Below are 1,529 nucleotides of genomic sequence, written 5' to 3'. Positions count from 1 at the left end.
TGATGCTTCTATTGGTGTCAATCCCCATCCGAGTCCGGATCGGGATCCATCGGGAAGCCATCGTCTATCCAGCGCCGGTATCTCTGCGCAAGCTCCCTGAACTGGTGGTGTCCCAGCTCGAGGTCGCAGAGCGTGGAGGCTGTCACACCGAGAGCAGACGCTGCTGCCTTCTGCGTCACGCCGGCAGCGATCCTCTCCTGTCTGAGCTCCGGGCCTGTACCGGACTTGCCCAGGTCGAAGGGATGCATGAGGCAGCGGTATGCCTCGCGCGCTATGTAGCGCTTTAGGCAGCGGCGTATCTCCCTGTCGGAGAGGCCTTCCCTTCGCCTCCTTTCTGCATAGGCAATGGTCCTCGGATCGCTCCTCATCCTGTGTATTGCGATCACGTGCAGCGCCCTGTTCGCGCGCCTGTCGCCTCCGCGGCTGAGCCTGTGCCGCCTGGTCTTTCCGCTCGATGCTCTGAGAGGCGAGACGCCGCAGAGCGCCGCGAAGGCAGCTTCCGAGTGCATGCGGCTCGGATTGTCTCCAGCTGCGATCGCAAGGGCCGCTGCACCGAGCGGCCCGCATCCATACATCGATGCAAGGGCCGGATTGCCGGCCCTGACCATCTCCGCTATGCGATGCTCGAGTTCGTCTGCAGCCTTACGTGCCTCAAGCCATGCCTCGGCTAGCCTGCAGAGCGCAAGCATCACAGCGCCTGCCACGCCGCTGCAGCCGGCAGGCATGCCTGACAAGGCGCATCTGCGCATGATGCCCGCTGCTCCCAGCCCCGCGAAGGAGGACCTGACCGGATCGGGCGCCTCCCGCACGATGGCAATCCCGAGGTTGGCATAGGAGGTGCATGCCCTCACGAGGCTCTCACGCACGACGTAGAGCGCACGCACTCCTTCGACCCATCCATTGCGTGCCTTCGGGACTGCAAGATCCCTTCCGGAGAGCGCCTGCAGCGCTGCCCTGAGCGCATCTGCGGCATCGTCCTTGCTGCATCCGCGCCCACGGCCGGGACGGCCGGGAGTGACGACCTCGTAGCAGGGGATGCCCCTTCCGGCAAGCTCCCTGGCAATCCCTGCACCATACGACCCTGTGCATTCGACGCCCACCGACACCGGTGCGCCCATGGCAAGAATGATTTCGGCAGCCTGCCTGCAGCCGTCCGCCGTCGCCGGCAGCTGCTCCGAGCGCAGCTCCCTTCCGCGCGCATCGACGACCGAGAGCCAGTTGCTATCTGCGTGCGTGTCGATGCCTGCCCAGACCGCTCCATCGGGCACATTCCCATAGCTGACATCCATGATGGCCGCCCCTTTCTGCCGATGGCCAGGCATGGCCGGCGCATCCCGCTCCGGGCGGACAGCGCTCCGACGGGAGGGGTGCAGCTTCCGCAGCCAGCAATCCGTCCCCAGGCTTCTATCAGGTCACGCCGTCGGCGGGACACGGCTGTGCGGCATGGGACACATCAGGAGAAGGACAGCGATGAGACGTCACCACATTGTAGGGTCACCATGCCGCATGCAGTGCCATGCAGCCTGCGT

1 protein-coding gene is annotated in these 1,529 nt (G+C 65.3%); it reads right to left on the bottom strand.

Features of this window, described 5'->3' with window-relative positions:
* Positions 1–17: 17 nt before the first annotated feature.
* A complete protein-coding gene (locus tag ABVS03_RS11505) occupies positions 18–1,289 on the bottom strand; it encodes an IS110 family transposase (RefSeq protein WP_368019212.1) in 1,272 nt (423 codons plus the stop codon).
* Positions 1,290–1,529 lie beyond the last annotated feature (240 nt).

The sequence above is a fragment of the Olsenella sp. AGMB03486 genome, from assembly GCF_040884255.1.
GTDB classification, from domain to species: Bacteria; Actinomycetota; Coriobacteriia; order Coriobacteriales; family Atopobiaceae; genus Olsenella_L; species Olsenella_L kribbiana.
This window is presented reverse-complemented; position numbering and strand designations above follow the sequence as displayed.

Excerpts from the sequence above, each read along its gene's own strand:
- ABVS03_RS11505 (WP_368019212.1), bottom strand. The coding sequence starts at position 1,289 with ATGGATGTCAGCTATGGGAATGTGCCCGATGGAGCGGTCTGGGCAGGC.